Raw genomic sequence first — 15,958 nt, forward strand, 5'->3', positions numbered from 1 at the left:
TCAGACCCTCCAGGCGCGGGCGGCACGCCAGGCGATCAGGGCGAACAGCGGGGCACCGACCAGCGCCGTGAATACGCCCAGCTTCAGCTCCTGATCCGTCGGGGTGACCCGGGTCAGCAGGTCCGCCACCGCGAGGATCAATCCGCCCGCCAGCGCCGAGGGCATCAGCACCCGCCCCGGATCAGCCCGCACTGCGGCCCGCACGAGGTGCGGCGCCACCAGACCGACAAAGCCGATGACACCGGCAGCCGCTACGGCCGCGCCGGCCGCCACACTGGCCGCGATCAGGGCAAGCAGCCGAAGCCGGTCCAGCGGCAGGCCCAGGGTACGGGCGGTCTCGTCGCCCAGCGACAGGGCCTTCAGCCCCGGGGCGCTCCACACCGCCAGAAGACTGGCCGGGGCCAGCGCCAGCGCCACCCACAGCACATCGCCCCAGCCCCGGTTCTGCACCGATCCCAGCAGCCAGCCCATGACCTCGGCGGTCGCGATCGGCGACGGCGACAGGTTGAAGATCAGGGCGGTGGCCGCGCCCGCGAAACTCGACAGGGCCACGCCGAACAGGATCAGGGCCTCTGGCGCCCGGATGCGCGCCGCGAAGGCGACAAGCGCCGCAGCGCCTAAACCGGCGCCCGCCATGGCCGCCAGTTCAACCGCGCCCGGCACCAGCCCGGCCCCGGCGACCAGCACCAGCGCCCCGCCCAGACTGGCGGTGGCGGAAACCCCCAGCACCCCCGGCTCGGCCAGCGGATTGCGCAGCAGCCCCTGCATCAATGCCCCGGACAGGCCGAGGGCCGCCCCGACCACCAGCGCGCACAGCGACCGGGGCGCCCGCACCTGCCACAGGATCTGGCCCGGGCCCGAGGCCGGGTCGCGCAGGGCTTCGGCATATTGCGCACCCGACAACAGAACCTCGCCGCCCAGCAGGCCCGCGATGAGGGCGATGACGAGCGCACCGCCGAGCAGGAGACTGATGCGGGCGGGGGTCATGATGCCTCCCGCAGGGCCGCCAGCGCGGGCACGGCATCGGCCATGAACCATGCCGGGCAGGTCAGGACGGCAGCGGGCAGGCGGGTATGGGGCCGGGCCTCGACCAGCCCCTGCACCAGCGGATGCCGCCCGGCCCCCCGCCGGTCCGCGCGCACCTGATCGTAAAAGCCCAGTACAAACCGCTCGGGCGGGTTCATCGCGAGACGCTCGACCCGGACCGGGCCATAGCCGGCATGATCAGCGGCGTTCTCGAGACCCGCCGCCTTCAGCGTGGCGTCCACCAGCGTTCCACCGCCGGTCGTGAAGCCGCCACTGGTGAGATACAGGGCAGACACAGGGGCATGCCCGGCCCCGGGCGCGCCACGGGCCAATGTGCCTCGCATGTCCGAGATCAGGGCCTCGCCCTCCGCCTCGCGGTTGAGGGCCTCGGCCACACGGGCAATGTTGTCCTCGACCGTCGCATAGTCGGGCGCATCGGCAATCGTCACCACGGTGATGCCCCGCTTCTCTAGCGCGGCCAGCAGATGCGCATCCCCGCCCCAGTAGCGAACCACGACATCCGGGGCCCGGGCCACCACGGCCTCCAGCGTCGGGCGGACCTTCCGGTGGCCGGCTGCCTCGGCGCGCAGATACGAGTCCGGATCGTCGGCGCGCGGCGAGAGCGACAGGTCATGCCCTTCACCCAAGGCCAGCACATACTGGTCGGCGCACTGGTCCAGCGCCATGACGCGCAGGGCGCCGTCTGCCCGCCCGGTCGGCGCAGCACTGCACCCGGCCAGCAGCAGGAGGCAGACAGTCAGCCCGGCAGCAGGCGTTCTCACGCGCGGATCAGGCCGCCGAACACGGTATCGAGCATGGTCCCGACCAGACGATCGCGCTCGACCCAGCCGAAATAGGGCTTGGTGATCATCAGCGAGACCACGCCGTGCCCTCCGGCCCAGATCACCTGGGCCGCCGTGCGGGCATCGGTGGTCAGGCGACCGGCGGCCTCGACCTCGCGCACCACGGTTTCAAACGCGTCGAACAGGGCGCTGCCGACTTCCTGCGCCGCCGTCTGGGCACCCGCGTCAGCTTCCTGCGGGCGGGTCAGATAGATCAGGCGATAGGCATTCGGGTTTTCGAATCCGAACTCGACATAGGCCTCGATCAGGGCCCGCAGCCGGACCTCGGGCGCCGCCTTCAGATTGGCGATGTGTCCCATCGACCGGTCCAGCGACTGGAAGGCCTCCTTGCAGATTTCCAGCAGGATCGCCGCCTTGTCCGGAAAGTGCATATAGAGGGCCGTGGACGACAGGCCGACCTCGTCCGCGATCTTGCGGATGGTCGCCCCGTCATAGCCGCGCTCGACGAAGATCCGCTCGGCCGCCGCCAGGATTTCCGCCCGCCGCACATGACCCTCGCCCTTGGGCTTGCGCGTGGACTTCGGTCGGGTGGCGGGGGTGGGCAAGCCGGGGCTCTCCGTGGCGTCGAGGTCCTGCCTTACCCCGTCTTCCTTCCCCTTGCCAGTTTGACGGCATGGCTTGCCCGCGCCGCATACCGTCGTTAACCGAAAGGACGGGAGGGGGCATGGACGCATTGGCCAACACTGCGCGGCTGGACCGTGCTGCGGCGCCGTATGGGCCACCACGGCACCTGAGCGCTGCCGAGCGTTGGCTGACGCCGGGCCAGGGAGTGTTTGTCGGGCTGCTGCTCATGGGGATCGTCGTCTGGCTGTCGCGCGACGCCGGCGGCGCCTGGCACACGGCCTCCATCGTGGTGCCGGGGACCTTTCTCGTCGCCGCCCTGTGGCGCCTGTTGCTGATCGGGGTGTCGCTACGCCCTGCGGCCCCGATCCAGCCGGTCGCCGACCTGCCCCGCTACACTGTGGTGGCCGCCCTGCACGACGAGGCCGAGGTCCTGCCCCAGTTGGTCGCCCATCTGGCGGCCCTCGACTATCCCGCCGACCGGCTGCAGGGCTTCCTGGCCCTCGAGGCCCACGATCACGACACCATCGAGGCCGCCTGGGCGGCGGACCGGCCAGACTGGCTATCGATCCTGATTGTCCCCCCCGGAAAGCCCCAGACCAAGCCGCGCGCCCTCAATCACGCCCTCGCCCGCGCCACGGGGGACCTGATCACTGTCTATGACGCCGAGGACGAGCCGGACCCCCTTCAACTGCGTGAGGCGGCGGGCCGGTTTGCCAGCGATCCGGAGGGCACCCTCGCCTGTTTGCAGGCGCCCCTGCGCATCCGCCGCCGCAGCGCCAGCCCGGACGCCTCACCCTTCCTCGATCGCCAGTTCGCCGTCGAATATGCCGCCCTGTTCGAGGTGGCCCTGCCGGGCATGACGCGTCTCGGCCTGCCCTTCCCGCTGGGCGGCACCAGCAACCACTTCCGCGTCGACATCCTGCGTCAGGTGGGCGGCTGGGACCCGTGGAATGTGACCGAGGATGCCGATCTCGGCTTTCGCCTGTGGCGGCATGGCTATCGTCTCGGGGTGCTGGGCCGTCCGACGTGGGAGACCCCGCCCGGCGACCTGCGCGCCTGGCTGCCCCAGCGGAACCGCTGGATGAAGGGCTATATGCAGACCTTCGGCGTGCATACGCGGCGACCGCTCGGTCTGCGCCTGCGAGGACTGGTCGCCCTGGTCATGACGCTGGGTGTGTCGCTGGCCTCGGCCGCCGTTCATGCGCCCTCGGTCGCCTGGGTCATGGCGGCGGTCATGGTGGCCTTCGACGCCGGTCTCACGCCGGCCACGCCGGTGCCGGCGCTCAGCGTGCTGCTGCTGGGTGCGTCCGTGGCCTGGGTCTCGGCCCTGATCGGCGCCCGGCGGGCCGGGGTGCCCTATGGCCTCTTCGACATGCTTCAGGCCCCGGCCTACTGGTCGCTACTCAGCCTGGCCCTCGTCCACGCAGCCTTCCGGCTCGTCACCCAGCCCTTCGCCTGGGACAAGACGCACCATAGCCCCGATCCGGTCGACCGCCCGAGTGCCGACGACGAGTCCGATCGGCAGGCCGACCCAGGACCGTTTGCGGGCGCGAATGATGACCTGCGTCAGAAGCCGAGGGCACGCCGTCTGGCCAGCGCGTCGGCAGGCCAGAACTCTTCGATGCCCGGATAGAAGACGTCAAATGAAGGTGTATCCGCGGGCAGACCCACCCACGGCAGTTTCGAGCGGGTGAAGATGTGAACATCGGGCGGCAACCGGGCCGGCTCATCCAGCGTGCCGACCCGCAGGAACACCATCGTGCGCCGGCGACCGTAGTCCGACCACACCGTGGTTTCGCAAGCGTCGCACCGGTACAGATCGTGGGGTCGTCCGCTGTCGGTCGGCAGGGTGGTCACGGCGGTCGCCCCCTGCTCGATCTCGATGTTGTCGCGCTCGATGATGGCGTTGATGACAAAGCCACTGCCAGTCTGCCGCTGGCAATCCTTGCAGTGGCAACAGTGCACGATCATCGGCTCGGCCTTGAGGCGATAGCGCAACGCCCCGCACCCACATCCCCCCGTCAGCTTCAATGCCGTCTCGTCCCTCCCAGAGGCCTTGAGGAATTCGGCGCCGCTACGACCGGAAGTCAACGGGGTCGTGTACCCTCTCTGGACGCGGCCCCGCCGCTGCGCTTAAGCAGCCCCCATGGCCACACGACTGTCCGCACATCCTGATGTCCTGATGACCCGCGCCTGGGGCGACTATGCCCTGGTCGACTCTGGTCAGGGGCGGAAGCTGGAACGCTATGGGCGCCACACCGTGGTCCGGCCCGAGCCCCAGTGCGTGTGGGAGCCGCGCAACGCGGATGCCTTGGACCGCGCCGATGCCCTGTTCGATCCCCAAGGCGAGGACGACGACGGCCGCTGGCGCTTTGGCGGAAAGCCGATCGAGGCCTTTCCTTTGTCCTGGGGCGATGTGCGCTTCACCGCGCGGTTCACGCCGTTTCGCCATCTGGCCTTCTTCCCGGAGCAGGCGGCCAACTGGGCCTGGCTGGACCAGCGCATCAGGGCCCGCAAGCGCCCGACGCGCATCCTGAACCTGTTCGGCTATACGGGCGTCGCCTCGCTGGTCTGTTCGGCCGCCGGCGCCGAGGTCACCCACGTCGATGCCTCGAAGAAGTCGGTTGCCTGGGCGCGCGAGAATGCCGAACTGTCAGGTCTCGCCGACCGACCGATCCGCTGGATCGTCGAGGACGCCCGCCGCTATGCCGCCCGCGAGCGCAAGCGTGGCTCGCTCTATGACGGCATCATCCTCGATCCGCCGAAATACGGGCGCGGCCCGACGGGCGAGGTCTGGCGTCTGTTCGAGGACCTGCCGGGCCTGCTGGCGGACTGCGCCGCCATTCTGGAGCCCGACGCAGACTTCCTGCTGCTCAACGCCTATGCGGCGCGCATCTCAGGCCTGTCGCTGGCCCATCTGATGGATCAGGCCACCGCCGGGCGTGCGGGCCGGATCGACTGGGGCGAGCTGGCCCTGGCCGAAGAGGGCGACGATGCCCGCGCCATCGGCCTCAGCTTCTTTGCCCGCTGGTCCGCCACATGAGCGGCCGTCTGATCACCTCCCTGACCAATGACACCGTCAAGTCGGTGCGCGCCCTGCACATGCGCAAGGAGCGCGAGGCCACGGGCCGCTTCCTGTCAGAAGGCCTGAAATTTATCGGCGAAGCCCTTGATATGGGTCATACTCCCAAACTCCTGCTGGTCGGGATGGAGGCGCGCCCGCATGCCCTGTTGGACCGCGCCCGCGCTGCCACCGAGGCGGCCGGAGGCGAGGTGGTCACCGTCACCCACCCCATCCTCGAAAAGATCAGCCGGCGCGAGAATCCGCAGACGGTGCTGGCCGTCTTCGATCAGGTCTACACCCCGCTGGACGCCCTCGACCCCGCCAGCGCGCCCGCCTGGATCGCCCTCGAGCAGGTGCGCGATCCCGGCAACCTCGGCACCATCATCCGCACCGCCGACGCGGCGGGCTGTGGCGGTGTCATCCTGATCGGCGACTGCGTGGATCCCTTCTCGGTCGAGGCCGTGCGCGCCACCATGGGCTCGGTGTTCGCGGTCACGATCACGCGCACGACGCCCGAGGCCTTCCTCGACTGGCGCAAGTCTTGGCCCGGCAGTGTGATCGGCACCCGGCTGGACGCGACCGTCACCCCCTCCTCCGCCCATTTCGTCCGACCCAGCCTTATTCTGATGGGCAATGAACAGGCTGGCCTGACCGACGCCCTCGCCGCCGCCTGCGACGTCAATGTCAAAATCCCCATGCGCGGCCGCGCCGACAGCCTGAACCTCGCCATCGCGACGGGCATCATGGCCTATGCCGCGACGGAGGAGCGCTAGGTCCCTCTTGGCTTGGCGCGGCTCGTGGGCGCGGCATTGGCCGGGTCCTCCGGCCAGGGGTGCCTCGGATAACGTCCGCGCATCTCGGCCCGCACGGCGGCCCATGAGCCCTTCCAGAATCCCGGCAGGTCCTTCGTCACCTGAACGGGACGGCGCGCGGGCGACAGCAGGGCGAGAGTCAGCGGCACGCGGCCGTCGCCGACCGCCGGATGGCTCTTCACCCCGAACAATTCCTGCACCCGGATATCGACGCGCGGCCCGCCCTCAGCGGCATAGTCGATGGCGGCCGAGCCCAGCGGCGTCTCCAGCCGCGCGGGCGCCAGCCGGTCCAGATCGCGCACCCGGTCCCACGGAATGAGCGCCCGCAGCCCCTGCTCCACGGCGCCGTCCGCAATGCCGTCCAGGCCATGGACACCGTCCAGAAGCGGCCAGAGCCAGACCTCGCGCGCCTCCATCAGCCCCGCTTCCGACACATCCGGCCAGCCGTCGTCCAGTGCGCGCAGAAAGGCCAACCGCGCCCGCAAAGCAGAGGCCCGCTCGCCCCAGCGCAGACCCTTCAATCCCTCGCGATCAACTGTTGATCTCAGCAAGGCACCGATCTGGTCGCGGTCCGGCGCGCCCAAGGCGACCTCCTCGACCACCAGCTCCCCGATGCGCTTCAGGCGGCGCACCTCCATCCGGCCGGAAGGCGTGCGCACGAGACGCTCCTCCTCGACCATCCGGTGGCCGAGGGCCTCGATATCGACCGGACAGGCCAGCCGGATCCGGTCCCCGCTGACCCCGCCGCTCAGCTCTGCGACCGCCAGCCATGGCTCCGACGCCAGGGCATCGGTCGGGTCCAGCGAGGCGCCCCGGCCGGAGGCCAGCCGAACCTCGCCCGGCTTGCCGCGCGCCCGGGCCACCCGCTCGGGAAAGGCCTCGACGACGAGCAAACCGGGATCCACGTCCTGACCCTTGCCTCCCCCCGCCAGACGCGCCCAGCGGTCGGCCAGTTTCAGCGCATCGCGGGCCCGGGGGGAGCGATCCCGCTCCAGCGCCTCCAGCCGGTCGCGCAGATCGGTCGAGGTGCCGCCCAGCCCCGGCTCTCCCAGAATGGCGGCGATGCGGGCTCCCGTCAGGGCATCGCCCCGGTCCGAGGCCACTGCCACCATATGCGCCAGCCGCGGGCTCATCGGCAGCTCGGCCATCCGCTGGCCGTGCGGCGTCAGATCGCCCCTGTCGTACAGCGCCCCCAGCCGGGTCAGGACCGCCCGCGCTTCGGCAAAGGCCCCCGCTGGCGGCGGATCGATCAGGGCCAGCCCCTCGGACGACCGCGCCCCCCACCGCGCCAGATCCAGCGCCAGCCCGGTCAGGTCAGCCTCAAGGATTTCTGCGGGCTGCTCGGGGATCAGGCCCCGGCTCTGTTCTTCGTCCCACAGGCGATAGCAGGTGCCCGGCCCGACGCGCCCGGCCCGGCCCCGCCGCTGATCGGCTGAGGCGCGACTGACGCGCACGGTCGCCAGTCGGGTCAGGCCGCTGGCTGGATCAAAGCGCGGCACCCGCGACAGGCCGCTGTCGACCACCGCCGTGACCCCCGGCAAGGTCAGGCTGGTCTCGGCCACCGCCGAGGCCAGGATCACACGCCGCTGACCGGGTGGCGGCGCGGACAGGGCGCGATCCTGCACGGCACGGTCCAGCCCGCCGTAGAGGGACACCACCTCAACATCTGACGAAAGCCGGGCCTCGGACAAGGCGCGCGCCGCGCGGTGGATCTCCGACTGGCCGGGCAGGAATACGAGCACCGATCCCGGGGTCTCGCCCAGCGCCCGACGCACGGCGCGGGTGACGCTCGCCTCAAGCCGCTCGGCGGGGTTACTGCCCAGATGAATCGTCTCGACCGGAAAGGCGCGACCCTCGGCCTCGATCACCGGCGGGCCGTCCAGCACCCGCACAATGGACGCCACATTCAGGGTGGCGGACATGACCACCAGCTTCAGGTCGGGGCGCAGCAGCTCCTGCGTCTGGCGGGCCAGGGCCAGCCCCAGATCGGCGTCCAGACTTCGCTCGTGGAATTCGTCGAACAGGACGGCGGCCACCCCTTCGAGCCCCGGATCGGCGATGATCCTGCGGGTGAAGATGCCCTCAGTGATCACCTCGATACGGGTCTTCGGACCGACGCGGCTTTGCAACCGGGTGCGATAGCCAACGGTCTCGCCCACCGGCTCGCCGCGCAGATCCGCCATTCGTTCGGCGGCGGCCCGGGCGGCCAGCCTGCGGGGCTCGAGCACAAGGATGGTGCCGGCGCGACCGATCTCGCTGTCCAGCAGGACCAAGGGAACGCCGGTGGTCTTGCCCGCACCCGGCGGGGCGCCCAGCACGACGGCCGGGTGGTCCCGGACCGCCGCGATCAGGCGGTCCAGAACCTCATGGATAGGCAGGTCGGACGCCGCATTGCGGCCAGGCGTGGTCGTCACGGCGTCCGGCTCAGGGTCAGCCCAGCAGTTGCGGGAACATGCCGATCACCAGGATGGCCGTCACCGCCAGCGGGCACAGCCAGGCGATCAGGAAGCGCCACATCGACAGGGCACCGCCGGTCAGGCCGGTCTCGGCATTGACGATCTTCTTGTCGGCCACCCAGCCCACGAACACGGCCGTGATCAGACCCGACAGCGGCAGGAACAGCTTGGACGTAATGCCGTCAAAGGCATCGAACCAGCCGGCATTCTCGAAGCCCGGGATGAACGGGATCGGGCGCTGGTCCGCCAGCAGATTGAACGACAGGGCCGACAGCACACCCAGCACGAAGATCAGCACACCCATGCCCCACGAGGCCGCACTACGCGAGACACCGAAGCGCTCGGTGATCCAGCCCACCGAGATTTCCAGCAGCGACACCGACGAGGTCAGGGCCGCGAAGAAGGCCAGCAGGAAGAAGGCAAAGGCCACGATGGCCCCGGCCGGCATCAGGTGGAAGGCCGTCGGCAGGGTCTGGAACATCAGGGTCGGACCGGCATCCGGCTGCAGGCCCACGCTGAACACGATCGGGAAGATGGCCAGACCGGCGATGATGGCGACCGCCGTATCGGCAAAGGCGATGGTGCCCGAGGTCGACCCCAGATTGGTGTCCTTCGACGCATAGGCGCCGTAGGCAATCATGGCGCCGCCGCCGAGGCTCAGCGAGAAGAACGCCTGCCCCAGCGCCGAGCTCAGCACGCCCGGTTCGGTGATGCGGCTGAAGTCCGGCGTGAAGAGGAAGTTGATCGCGCGGGCGAAGTCACCCGTCACGGCGGCATAGATGGTGATGCCGATCAAAAGGAAGAAGAAGGCGGGCATCAGCCACACGGCCGCCGCCTCAATGCCGCCCTTCACCCCTCGTGCCACGATCAGCACGGTGAGGATGACGAAGATCGACTGCATGCCGATCAGCAGGCCCGGATTGGCGAACAGGGTCGGCATCATGTCCCGGATCGAATCGGGCGACTGCTCGGGATAGGCCCCGGCCAGCGCCTGGCCGCCAGAGATCGCCTCGATCAGGCCCATGCCGCTGGTGCCGATGAAGTAGACCACCCAGCCGGCGACCACGCAGTAGAAGGACAGGATCAGGGTGTTGGCGATCAGGCCGATCACCGCCAGCGCGCTCCACGCGGGGCTGGCCCCGGACTGGCGCGCCAGCGCCACGGCACTGCCGATGGTCGAACGCTGGCCGTGACGGCCGATCAGGGTTTCCGACAGCAGCAGCGGCGCGGCGATCAGCACCACGCACAGCACATACAGCAGCACAAAGGCGCCCCCGCCATTGGTGCCGGCCTCCGTCGGGAAGCGCCACAGATTGCCCAGCCCGACGGCCGAGCCGGTCGCTGCCAGAACGAAGGCCGTCTTGGACGACCAGTGAGCCTGCCCCGAAGGTGCTGCTCCTGCCATATCTACTCCCCCGCGCCGGTGACCGTGGCCCCGGCGTCATCTGTTTACTGTGGCGGCGACCTTGGCGGGGGCTACCGGGTGAATCAACCCTTAATGCCCGGAATCCCGGCCCTCGCCCCCTGCAATATGACGATTGCGCGAAAGCCGGGGCCGATCTAGCTTCCGCCTCGGAGCGGTGGTGGCCCCTTCGGACCGCCCGCTGGAGGCAATATCCGAATATGAGTACACAGCCCGTTTCAGGAGGCGGCAACCGCCTGTTCCTGAAGAAATCCATTGCCCAGATTCAGAAGGAGGCCGCCAAGAGCGAGCTGAAACGAACCCTGGGTCCCATCAACCTGATGAGCCTCGGGATCGGCGCCATCATCGGCGCGGGCATCTTCGTGCTGACCGGTCAGGTGGCCTCGGCCAACGCCGGCCCGGCCATCATGCTGTCCTTCGTCATCGCGGGCTTTGCCTGCGCCCTTGCCGGCCTCTGCTATGCCGAGCTGGCCTCGACCATGCCGGTCTCCGGCTCGGCCTATACCTATGCCTATGGCACCCTCGGCGAAGTCTTCGCCTGGATCATGGGCTGGCTGCTGGTGCTGGAATACGGCGTCGCCGCCTCGACCGTCGCGGTCGGCTGGTCCGGCTATGTCGTATCGATCCTGTCTGACTTCGGGATCAGTCAGAACATCTTTCCCATGATCCAGTACGCCGGGGGCGAGGGGCCACAATGGGCCACGCCGCTGGTGCAGCTGGTCCAGGATGGGGCGGCGACGACCTTCCCCCTGACCGGCACCTTCAATCTGGTCGCGGCCATCGGCATTGCCGCCGTCTGCAGCCTGCTGGTGCTGGGCGTGTCGGAATCGGCCAACGTCAACAACATCATCGTGGTCATCAAGATCCTGGTGCTGCTGACCTTCATCGCGGTCGGCGTCGCCTATGTGGACCCGAACAACTGGGTGCCCTTCATCCCCGAGCCGACCGGTCAGGCCGGCCAGTTCGGTGTGGGCGGGATCTTCCGCGGCGCGGCCATCATCTTCTTCGCCTATGTGGGCTTCGAGGCTGTCTCAACCGCGGCGGCCGAGGCGCGCAACCCGTCCAAGGACGTGCCCGTCGGCATCCTGGGCGCCCTGGTCGTCTGTACCGTCATCTATATGGCGGTGGCCGCCGTCATGACCGGCGTGGTCCCCTATCTGGAGCTGGCCTCGCCCGCCCCGATCGCGGTCGCCATCGACCGGATGGGCCTGCACTGGGCCGATGTTCCGCTGGCCGTCGCGCCCGGCGGTCAGCTGAACCTGATCAGCTTCCTGATCAAGATCGGCGCGATCACCGGCCTGTCGTCCGTCATGCTGGTGCTCTGCTACGGCCAGACGCGGATCTTCTACACCATGGCGCGTGACGGCCTGCTGCCGCGCGCCTTTGCCGTGATCCACCCCAGGTTCCGCACTCCCTGGATCGGCACCATTGTGCTGGGCATCCTCATCTCGATCGCGGCGGCCTTCCTGCCGATCTCGATCCTCGGCGATCTGGTGTCGCTGGGCACGGCCACGGCCTTCTCGATCGTGTGTCTGAGCGTGATCTATCTGCGCATCAAACACCCCGAGATGGAGCGTCCGTTCCGGGTGCCGGGCGGCGTCTATACGGCCTTCGCCGGCATCTGCGCCTGTTTGTTCCTGGCCTACAACAACCTGTCGCCCATGATTCAGCACGCCATGAACGACAACCCGCTGCCGCTGATCCTGCTGGCCAGCTATGCGGCGGTCGGCGCGGTCATCTACATCGCCTTCGGCTTCTGGCACTCCAAGCTGGCCAAGGGCATCGACATCACCGAGGAGACCACCATTTCCTCGCCCGCCGCCGCCTTCGGCGAAGGGGTCGACAACATCAAGGAAGACTGACGGCATCACCCCTCAGACGCGGCAAGGCCCGGAGGTCACCCTCCGGGCCTTTTCGTTTGCGCCACCCGGATGGGATCAGGTGATGACCGAGGGCGCCGTACGGCCCAGCCGGGCCTCGATATCCGACAGGACGCGGGCCACCTCGGCCACGGCCTCCAGTGCCTCGACCGGGGTCTGGTGCAGGTCGCCGGCCGGGTCCTCGAACCGTTCCAGATAGACCCTGAGCGTCGCCCCGGACGAGCCCGTGCCCGACAGCCGCCAGGTGATCCGCGCATCGGGGCTCAGATGCACGGTCACGCCCTGCTTCGTGACGGTCGTGCCGTCGACCGGATCGGTATAGGCAAAGTCCTCGGCCGACTGGATGGCATAGCCCGAGACGGTGCGCCCGGCGGCCCCGGCCGCCATCTCGCGCAGGCCCTGGATGAAGGCCTGGGCCGGTTCGACCTCCAGCCCCTCATAGTCATGCCGCTGATAATAGTCCCGGCCGAACCGGGACCAGTGGCCGGCCACGACCTCGCCCACGCCCTTGCCGGTCGCCGCCAGCACATTCAGCCAGAACAGTACGGCCCACAGGCCGTCCTTCTCCCGCACATGGTCCGAGCCGGTGCCGAAGCTCTCTTCCCCGCACAGGGTGATGCGGCCGGCATCCAGCAGGTTGGTGAAGAATTTCCAGCCGGTCGGCGTCTGGTGCATCTCGATGCCCAGCGCCTCGGCCACCCGGTCGGCTGCGCGGCTGGTCGGCAGCGAGCGCGCCAGCCCCTTCAGCCCGTCGCGATAACGCGGCACCACATCGGCATGGGCCGCCAGGATGGCCAGACTGTCGCCGGGAGAGACGATGGTGGCGGGCCCCAGGATCATGTTCCGGTCGCCGTCCCCGTCCGAGGCTGCGGCGAAGTCCAGCGGGTCCGCACCGAACATGCGCGCCGTCAGCTCGGGCGTATGGTCCGGGTGCGGATCAGGGTGGCCTCCCCCAAAATCGGGCAGAGGCCGGCCGCGCATGACCGTCCCCGCAGGCGCGCCCAGCCGCCGCTCCAGAATCTCGGTGGCATAGGGACCGGTGACCGCATTCATGGCGTCGAAGGCCATGCGGAAGCCGGACTGCGAAATCAGGCCGCGAATGGCGTCGAAATCGAACACCGTCTCCATCAGATCGGCATAGTCCGCGATCGGATCGACCACCTCGACGATGCCATCGCCCAGCCGGGTCTCGCCGATCACCGACAGGTCGGGGGCGGCGGCCTCAAGGATGCGATAGCCCTCCAGCGCCTTGCTGCGCGCGAACACACCGGCGGTGAAGGTGGTGGGCGCAGGCCCGCCGGTTTCCGTGTTGTATTTGACACCAAAGTCGCCGTCCGGGCCGCCGGGATTGTGGCTGGCCGACAGGATCACCCCGCCCTTGGCCCCCCGCTTGCGGATCAGGGCCGAGGCCGCGGGCGTCGACATCAGGGCATTTTGCCCCACGATCACGCGGGAAAATCCGTTGGCCAGCGCCATCCGAACGACCGTTTCGGCCGCCTCGCGGCAGAAGAAACGGCCATCGCCCCCGACCACCAGGGCATCGCCCTTTGCGGGAGCGGCCTCATCGAACACGGCCTGCAGGAAGGCTTCCAGATAGCCGGGTCGCATGAAGTCGCGCGTCGACTTCCTCAGGCCCGAGGTGCCGGGCTCCTGATCCTGCCACGGATCGATGCGGATGGTCTGGACGGACACGAACTACCCTCGGCCTGCGGCGGCGCGATGCCACCCGTAGGGGTCGTGTCTAAAACGTTTTGCCTGTCAGGCGAAGGTCAGGCGATCGGCGCCGTGAACCATCCCAGCAGGGTGGCCGCGCTGACGGCCCCCGTCACCACACCGACAGTCACGGCCAGACGGGCATTACGAACGACGAAACCAAAGACTTCACTGAACATGGCACTCTCCCCGGACGCCCCATTCACGCCACATTCCGCCCCGGCCATCAAGGTGTACAAAGGGTTAACGCCCTAACAAGTCCGTGATTCGCCTCCTGAGCGAGTGAGGTGGTGCAGCACAATCGCTGAGGTCGCGGCCACGTTCAGCGAATCGAATCCGGAGGCCATCGGAATGCGCACCGGCTGCGCCCGGGCCAGCACTTGGGCCGGCAGGCCCGGCCCTTCGGAACCCAGCAGCACCAGCGCCCGGTCCGGCACCTTCAGCGCCGCAAGCTCGGGCCCGTCGCCCGGAGTGAGCGCCAGCGGCACATAGCCGTGCGCCTCGGCCTGCTCGACCATCGCCTGTACCGTCAGGTCGGCCATCAGGGGCGTACGCAGCACCGCCCCCACCGACACGCGGATGGCCTTGCGATAGAAGGGATCGCAACAGCCGGGGTCGACCATCACCCCGCACGCCCCAAGCGCCGCCGCATTGCGGAAGATGCCGCCCATATTGTCCGCATTGCCGATGCCCACTGCGCCGACCAGCACAGAGCGCGCCGGCCGCGCGGCCAGAAAGGCGTCCGGGTCCAAGGGATCCGGTTTCTCCCCAAGAGCCAGTATGCCCCGGTGCAGATGAAAGCCCGCAATACCGTCCAGCACGTCCTGCGGCGCGGCATAGACCGGCACCTCCGGATCCAGCCGCGCCAGCACGGGGGCCAGCTTCTCCAGCCGCTTTTCGGCCAGCAGCACCGCCCGTGTCCGGCAGCGCGACCAGGGCGAGGTCAGCACGTTCAGCACCACCTCCCCCTCGGCGATGAACAGGCCGTCGCGGCCCGTCAGGTCGCGCTCGCGCACATCGCGAAAGGCGGCGATGCGGGGATCGTCGGAAGAGGTCAGGAATATCGGTGTCATGGTGTCGATTTATCGTTGCACAGTCCGGCGGGCCGCTGCTATAGCGCCCCCCTCTTGAGTTCCTGTTCCGCGGTAGCTCAGTGGTAGAGCAGCCGACTGTTAATCGGCTGGTCGTAGGTTCGAATCCTACCCGCGGAGCCACTCCCCTTCCCCAGACATCGGCACAAAAAAGAGCCCGACGCAGCGCGCCGGGCTTTGAAAAGGCTTGGTGATGGTGGGTGCCTCGCTAAAGGAATCCCGAAACCCGTGGTCGGCCGATTGGCTTAAGAAGTCGTTAACGGCGCGGCAGCCAGGTCGTCTGGGGCGCGCCGTCCGGCGCCTGCCATTGCAGCAGATAGCCGTCCTCCCGGGTCAGCACCGCCACCGCCGAATTGGCCTCGCTCTGCCCGGCCGTCGCCAGACCCGGCAAGGCGAAGGCCTGACCGTTCACCTGCACCTCTGACGGCACGCCCCCGTCCAGCGTCACGCGCCAGGTGCCCGAGGATTCTGCGCGGACCTGAAGCGGTCCCCGACCCGGCATGTCGATACGGATCGTCGAATCGGGATCGGACCGACCTGACAGGATCACAGCCCGACCGTCATGATCGACCGCGGCCAGCGCCGGCGCCGGACCCAGGCGCCGGCTGGCTTCGCCGGGCGACAGGATGGCCGCCGTCCCGACCTGCGAATCGAGGATCACCATCCGGCCGGCTGCGGGCACGGTATCCTGACCCAGTTGGGCCTCGGGCGTCAGCACCAGACCGTCGGCCGCGGTCAGCCGGACGGCGAACACGCCCCGGGCGTCAGCCACGGCCGCATAGGCGCGGCCGACCGGCGTCCTCAGCACGACGCGGCCCCCCGGATCGCCCAAGCCTGAAATGACGAGATCGGCGCCGTCCCGCTCCACGGTCTTGACCGAAGGGGGTGTCATCCAGGGCGAGGCCCCGTCTACCTCGGCCTTGGTGACCGGCGCGGCCGGGGGCCCGGCGGCGCTGTCGTCCCCGCCACACGCGCCCAGCCCCAGCATCAGGCCAAGGCCCAGCAGGCCCCCGATGCGGGAGCTCAGGAGTGAGTGGGTGTCGATTGCGCGTTTCGCCGGGGCCAT

14 protein-coding genes and 1 tRNA gene are annotated in these 15,958 nt (G+C 69.1%); 5 read left to right on the forward strand and 10 right to left on the reverse strand.

Annotated features, from left to right (window positions below):
* The 3 genes from LC068_RS03070 to LC068_RS03080 are packed head-to-tail and all read right to left on the reverse strand — an operon-like array spanning nucleotide 1 to nucleotide 2,434.
* Nucleotides 1-987, reverse strand: a complete 987-nt coding sequence (locus tag LC068_RS03070) for a FecCD family ABC transporter permease (protein ID WP_226634461.1) — start codon at nucleotides 985-987, stop codon at nucleotides 1-3.
* Entirely contained in the window at nucleotides 984-1,808 is an 825-nt protein-coding gene (locus LC068_RS03075; RefSeq protein WP_226634463.1) for an ABC transporter substrate-binding protein, read from the reverse strand. The genes LC068_RS03070 and LC068_RS03075 overlap by 4 nt, the downstream gene beginning before the upstream one ends.
* Entirely contained in the window at nucleotides 1,805-2,434 is a 630-nt protein-coding gene (locus LC068_RS03080) for a TetR/AcrR family transcriptional regulator (protein ID WP_226634465.1), read from the reverse strand. The genes LC068_RS03075 and LC068_RS03080 overlap by 4 nt, the downstream gene beginning before the upstream one ends.
* A gap of 119 nt (nucleotides 2,435-2,553) precedes the next feature.
* On the opposite strand from LC068_RS03080, the gene LC068_RS03085 reads away from it, so the two are divergent.
* Complete coding sequence (locus LC068_RS03085) at nucleotides 2,554-4,086, forward strand: glycosyltransferase family 2 protein (RefSeq protein WP_226634467.1); 1,533 nt, start codon at nucleotides 2,554-2,556, stop codon at nucleotides 4,084-4,086.
* On the opposite strand, the gene LC068_RS03090 is transcribed toward LC068_RS03085, so the two are convergent.
* Nucleotides 4,020-4,484 carry a GFA family protein gene (locus LC068_RS03090; protein ID WP_449727687.1) on the reverse strand — a complete coding sequence of 155 codons (465 nt, stop codon included), beginning with the start codon at nucleotides 4,482-4,484 and terminating at the stop codon, nucleotides 4,020-4,022. The genes LC068_RS03085 and LC068_RS03090 overlap by 67 nt on opposite strands.
* Nucleotides 4,485-4,599: 115 nt before the next feature.
* Here LC068_RS03090 and LC068_RS03095 point away from each other — a divergent pair, with 115 nt between their 5' ends.
* Nucleotides 4,600-5,496, forward strand: coding sequence for a class I SAM-dependent methyltransferase (locus LC068_RS03095; RefSeq protein ID WP_226634471.1), 897 nt, complete (start codon nucleotides 4,600-4,602; stop codon nucleotides 5,494-5,496).
* Nucleotides 5,493-6,290 (forward strand): TrmH family RNA methyltransferase, encoded by a 798-nt coding sequence (locus LC068_RS03100; protein WP_226634474.1) that lies wholly within the window; start codon nucleotides 5,493-5,495, stop codon nucleotides 6,288-6,290. The genes LC068_RS03095 and LC068_RS03100 overlap by 4 nt, the downstream gene beginning before the upstream one ends.
* Here LC068_RS03100 and hrpB read toward each other — a convergent pair.
* Nucleotides 6,287-8,743, reverse strand: a complete 2,457-nt coding sequence (gene hrpB / locus LC068_RS03105) for an ATP-dependent helicase HrpB (RefSeq protein ID WP_226634475.1) — start codon at nucleotides 8,741-8,743, stop codon at nucleotides 6,287-6,289. The genes LC068_RS03100 and hrpB overlap by 4 nt on opposite strands.
* Nucleotides 8,744-8,759: 16 nt before the next feature.
* A complete protein-coding gene (locus LC068_RS03110) occupies nucleotides 8,760-10,190 on the reverse strand; it encodes a sodium-dependent transporter (protein ID WP_226634476.1) in 1,431 nt (476 codons plus the stop codon).
* A 218-nt stretch (nucleotides 10,191-10,408) separates the two neighbouring features.
* On the opposite strand from LC068_RS03110, the gene LC068_RS03115 reads away from it, so the two are divergent.
* Nucleotides 10,409-12,070 (forward strand): amino acid permease, encoded by a 1,662-nt coding sequence (locus LC068_RS03115; RefSeq protein WP_226634477.1) that lies wholly within the window; start codon nucleotides 10,409-10,411, stop codon nucleotides 12,068-12,070.
* A gap of 75 nt (nucleotides 12,071-12,145) precedes the next feature.
* Here LC068_RS03115 and LC068_RS03120 read toward each other — a convergent pair whose 3' ends face one another.
* From LC068_RS03120 to LC068_RS03125, 3 genes are all read right to left on the reverse strand, one after another.
* The gene (locus LC068_RS03120; RefSeq protein WP_226634478.1) at nucleotides 12,146-13,780 is read right to left on the reverse strand and encodes an alpha-D-glucose phosphate-specific phosphoglucomutase; all 1,635 of its coding nucleotides are present in this window, start codon (nucleotides 13,778-13,780) and stop codon (nucleotides 12,146-12,148) included.
* A 77-nt stretch (nucleotides 13,781-13,857) separates the two neighbouring features.
* On the reverse strand, nucleotides 13,858-13,980 hold the full coding sequence (locus tag LC068_RS13780) for a hypothetical protein (protein WP_264182097.1): 123 nt from the start codon (nucleotides 13,978-13,980) through the stop codon (nucleotides 13,858-13,860).
* 72 nt (nucleotides 13,981-14,052) lie between these two features.
* Nucleotides 14,053-14,874, reverse strand: a complete 822-nt coding sequence (locus tag LC068_RS03125; RefSeq protein ID WP_226634479.1) for a TrmH family RNA methyltransferase — start codon at nucleotides 14,872-14,874, stop codon at nucleotides 14,053-14,055.
* Nucleotides 14,875-14,940: 66 nt separating this feature from the next.
* Between LC068_RS03125 and LC068_RS03130 the strand changes: the two genes are divergently transcribed.
* Nucleotides 14,941-15,015 (forward strand) — tRNA-Asn (locus LC068_RS03130).
* Nucleotides 15,016-15,148: 133 nt separating this feature from the next.
* On the opposite strand, the gene LC068_RS03135 is transcribed toward LC068_RS03130, so the two are convergent.
* Nucleotides 15,149-15,958 (reverse strand): hypothetical protein, encoded by an 810-nt coding sequence (locus LC068_RS03135; protein WP_226634481.1) that lies wholly within the window; start codon nucleotides 15,956-15,958, stop codon nucleotides 15,149-15,151.

It is taken from the genome of Brevundimonas poindexterae, from assembly GCF_020524625.1.
In the GTDB taxonomy this organism is placed as follows: domain Bacteria; phylum Pseudomonadota; class Alphaproteobacteria; order Caulobacterales; family Caulobacteraceae; genus Brevundimonas; species Brevundimonas poindexterae_A.

Coding starts and splice junctions, on each gene's coding strand:
- LC068_RS03070 (WP_226634461.1), bottom strand. CDS start 987: ATGACCCCCGCCCGCATCAGTCTCCTGCTCGGCGGTGCGCTCGTCATC.
- LC068_RS03085 (WP_226634467.1), top strand. CDS start 2,554: ATGGACGCATTGGCCAACACTGCGCGGCTGGACCGTGCTGCGGCGCCG.
- LC068_RS03095 (WP_226634471.1), top strand. CDS start 4,600: ATGGCCACACGACTGTCCGCACATCCTGATGTCCTGATGACCCGCGCC.
- LC068_RS03100 (WP_226634474.1), top strand. CDS start 5,493: ATGAGCGGCCGTCTGATCACCTCCCTGACCAATGACACCGTCAAGTCG.
- LC068_RS03110 (WP_226634476.1), bottom strand. CDS start 10,190: ATGGCAGGAGCAGCACCTTCGGGGCAGGCTCACTGGTCGTCCAAGACG.
- LC068_RS03115 (WP_226634477.1), top strand. CDS start 10,409: ATGAGTACACAGCCCGTTTCAGGAGGCGGCAACCGCCTGTTCCTGAAG.
- LC068_RS13780 (WP_264182097.1), bottom strand. CDS start 13,980: ATGTTCAGTGAAGTCTTTGGTTTCGTCGTTCGTAATGCCCGTCTGGCC.
- LC068_RS03125 (WP_226634479.1), bottom strand. CDS start 14,874: ATGACACCGATATTCCTGACCTCTTCCGACGATCCCCGCATCGCCGCC.
- LC068_RS03135 (WP_226634481.1), bottom strand. CDS start 15,958: ATGGCCCCGGCGAAACGCGCAATCGACACCCACTCACTCCTGAGCTCC.